At 69.5% G+C, this 3,652-nt stretch carries 3 protein-coding genes and 1 pseudogene; 2 read left to right on the top strand and 2 right to left on the bottom strand.

Translation table 11 applies throughout. The features are described 5' to 3' along the window. Both eno and def read right to left on the bottom strand, forming a co-directional pair. A partial coding sequence (eno, locus tag VAE46_RS01850) for a phosphopyruvate hydratase (RefSeq protein ID WP_416223929.1) occupies positions 1-716 on the bottom strand: 716 nt, incomplete at its 3' end. Positions 717-725: 9 nt separating this feature from the next. Beyond that, positions 726-1,226 carry a peptide deformylase gene (def, locus tag VAE46_RS01845; protein WP_322795203.1) on the bottom strand — a complete coding sequence of 167 codons (501 nt, stop codon included), beginning with the start codon at positions 1,224-1,226 and terminating at the stop codon, positions 726-728. A gap of 167 nt (positions 1,227-1,393) precedes the next feature. Between def and VAE46_RS01840 the strand changes: the two genes are divergently transcribed. Further along, a complete protein-coding gene (locus VAE46_RS01840; protein WP_322795202.1) occupies positions 1,394-2,836 on the top strand; it encodes an acetate--CoA ligase family protein in 1,443 nt (480 codons plus the stop codon). 21 nt (positions 2,837-2,857) lie between these two features. Beyond that, positions 2,858-3,652: pseudogene (locus tag VAE46_RS01835) on the top strand (hypothetical protein); the annotation flags it as partial.

Here is a 3,652-nt window from a genome sequence, read left to right as displayed (position 1 = left end):
AGCGCCAGCACGATGTCGTCGCCCGGGCGATAGCCGGCCCGTTCGACCGCCTGGAGCACCACCTCGACGGCGGCTTCGTTGCCGGGCAGCGAAGGAGCAAAACCACCCTCATCGCCGACCGAAACAATGTGCCCGGCGTCCTGCAGGACGGTCTTGAGCGCGTGGTACACCTCGACGGCCATCCGCAGACCCTCACTGTACGTCGGGGCGCCCACCGGCATGACCATAAATTCCTGAAAGTCGGTGCTGTCCGGTGCATGCTTGCCGCCGTTGAGGATGTTGAACATCGGCACCGGGAGCCGCCGCGCCGTGGCGCCACCGAGGTAGCGGTAGAGCGGCATGCCGTACGATTCCGCCGCCGCCCGCGCCACGGCCAGCGAGACGCCCAATATGGCGTTGGCCCCAAGCCGCGACTTGTTCGGCGTCCCATCGAGTTCGCACAGGCGCCGGTCCACGAGTGCCTGCTCGGTGGCCGGCATGCCCTCGAGCGCTTCCGCAATCTCTTCGTTGACCCTGCGCACGGCCTTCTCGACACCCTTCCCACCGTAGCGCGGACCGCCGTCGCGAAGCTCCACCGCCTCGTGCGCCCCCGTCGACGCTCCCGAGGGCACCGCGGCCGTGCCGACCGACCCGTCCTCGAGCGTCACCCTCACCCGGACGGTCGGGTTCCCCCGGGAATCGAGAATTTCGTGGGCTTCGATCGTTTCGATAAGCATGCTGGCTCCTCAGTCCCGGACTTCCGGCGCATCACTCAGGGGAATCAGCGCATCGGGGCTCGGGAGGTAGTCGATGTACAGGATGCCGTTGATGTGGTCGATTTCGTGCTCGAGCGCCTCGGCCATCAGGTTGTTCTCGGCCTTAATGCGGACCAGCTTGCCGGTGTAGGGGTCTGTCCCCTGCGCAACCACCCGGACCGAACGCGGGATGTTCCCGCGAAAACCAGGGACCGAAAGGCACCCTTCATCGCACATCCGCTGACCGGACCGCTTGACGATTTCCGGGTTCACCAGCGCGATCGGCTGATATGCGTCGTCGTGCACGTCGATCACGATCACTCGCAGCGGCACCCCGATCTGCGGTGCAGCCAGCCCAACACCGGGCGCGTCGTACATCGTCTCCCACATGTCTTCAATCAGCTTGTGGATGGAGCTATCGATGGTGCGGACACGCTTCGCTGGCTCGCGGAGAACCGGGTCGCCTGCGCGGCGGATGGGCAGGATGGCCAACGGAACCGCCCCCAGGGGAGTTTCTGGCAGTGAACCGCGCGCAAGTGTACCGCGGCCCGGCTTTACGCGGGTCACGGCCGACCGGACCACTGCGCTCTGGTAGACTGGCCCTGCCCGGCGCAGCTGCCGGGCTTTTCGTGCGCTACGAACCCCCACGGAGAAGCGACATGACCAACGCCCCTGCCCTCGATTTCATCTTCCACCCGCGGTCCATCGCCATCGCCGGCGTTTCGGCCAAGGAAGGCCCCGGGTTCGGCGGCGGGGGCTTCGTCGCATCGCTCCAGGAGATCGGCTTTCGCGGCCCCATCTACCTGATCCACCCCACCGCCCCGGCGATCCGCGGGCTGAAGTGCTACCGCTCGCTCCTCGATATCCCGGACGATGTCGATTATGTCATTTCCTCCGTGCCCGCCCGGGCCGTCCCGCAGCTGCTCGAAGACTGCATTCGAAAGAACGTCCGGGTGCTGCACCTGTTCACGGCCGGGTTCACCGAAACGGGCGACGTCGAGCGGGCGAAGATGGAGCAGGCGGTCGTCGCACGCGCCCGGGAAGCGGGCATCCGCATCATCGGCCCCAACTGCATGGGCCTCTACGTGCCGGCGTCGCGCCTCGCCATGATGCCCGGGCAGCCACCCGAGCCGGGCCCCGTCGGGATGGTCTCGCAATCCGGCATGAACGCCGGCGAATTCGTGCGTTACGCGACCCCGCGGGGCGTGCGATGTTCGAAGGTCATCAGCTTCGGCAACGGCGCCGACCTCAAGGCGGCCGACTTCCTCGACTACCTCACCGATGACCCGGAAACCGAAATCATCGTGGCCTACCTCGAGGGTATCCAGGACGGGCCGCGGCTGGCGCAGGTGATTCGCCGCGCAGGGGCCACGAAGCCGCTGGTCATCCTCAAGAGCGGTCGCACCGAGGCGGGCTCGCGCGCGGCCAACTCGCACACCGCCTCGCTGGCGGGTTCGCTGCAGGTGTTCGATGCCCTCTGCCGCCAGGCCGGCGCCATCCGCGTGGAGAGCCTCGAAGAACTGACCGACATGGCCGTGACCTTCCAGTTCGTCCGCGAGCTCCGCGGCCCCAACATCGTCGTCGTGGGCGGCGGTGGCGGCGCCAGCGTGCTCGCTGCCGACGACCTCAATGCCGCCGGCCTCGAACTGCCGCCGCTCCTCCCGGAAACGCAGGCCGAGCTGGCGAAGGTGACCCACGAGGCGGGCACCAGCATCCGCAATCCGATCGACACCACCAGCATGTGGGAGGACGAAGGCTTCGATGCCACCCTCCGGCCGATTGCCGCCGCTCCGAACATCCACGTCATCCTCTACCACACCAGCTTCGGCTCCGGCCCTTCGGCGCGATTCGGCGACCCCCGGAACCGCATGGCGCGGCAGGCCGAAACCCTCGGCCGCATCCAGCAGGAGTCCGGGAAGCCCGTCGTCGTCGCCATTCGCCCGGCCACCAACGTCGAAGGGTTCCAGCAGTCGCTCGATTTCCAGGAGATGTGCTGGCGCGCCGGCATCGCCACCTACCCGAGCATCGCCCGGGCCGGCGTCGCGCTCGGGCACCTCTTGCGCTGGCAGCGCATGCGGCAGGGCCTTTCCGTCGCCAGATAATCTCGATATCCTTGGTCAACAATGACCACCGAACCGGCCTGGCTGGCGGGGTTCCGCGCCTGTGCCTGGCGCACCGTCTCCCTCGACGCCGCGGAGATGACGGCGCTCCGCGCGCTCGTCGCCGCGACGCACCCGGACGACGCCATCGTCGTCAGCTGCCAGCGCCTCGAGGCCTACGGCTTCTCCACCTGCGCCTGTGACGCGCCGGTCCGCGCGGAAGGCGTCGCCGCGCTCCGCCGACTGGCCGGGGTCGCGGCCGGCCTCGACTCGGTGGTGCTGGGCGAGGCGCAGATCCTCGGGCAGGTCCGGGCCGCCTTCCAGGACGCACGCGGACCCCTCCGCCGGGCCGCCGACATCGCCCTCGCGGCAGCTCGCGAGCTCCGCCGTTCCGCGCTCCCCGGGCGCAGCCATGCGGGGCACCTCCTCGACCGCGCCCTCACCCTGGCAGGAAGGCCATCGAATGGCCGCCTGCTGGTGCTCGGCGCCGGGGCCATGGGCCGGCTCATCGCCGAACGCGGTGCCCGGCTGGGGTTCGAGGTGACCGTGGCCGCCCGCCGCTGTCCCGCGTGGCTCGAGCCCGTCCGTTTCCTGCCCCTCGGGCGCACCCGCGAGGGCGGGCGTTTCGGGCTAATCGTCGGGTGCCTCGGGTCCGGGGCCGGGCAAATTCCCCTCGATGCGCTCCCTCCGGCGGAGCTCGTGGTCGACCTCGGCACGCCGCGGAACTTCGCCGCCCCGCCGGGCGCGAACGTCATCACGCTGGCCGACCTGTTCGAGGACGAAGCGCGCCGGCCCCACGCCGCGGCCCTGCGCGCCCGG

This window comes from Tepidiforma sp., from assembly GCF_034433535.1.
In the GTDB taxonomy this organism is placed as follows: Bacteria; Chloroflexota; Dehalococcoidia; order Tepidiformales; family Tepidiformaceae; genus Tepidiforma.
The sequence above is the reverse complement of the archived record's forward strand: the minus strand, read 5'-3'. Positions and strand labels throughout refer to the sequence as shown.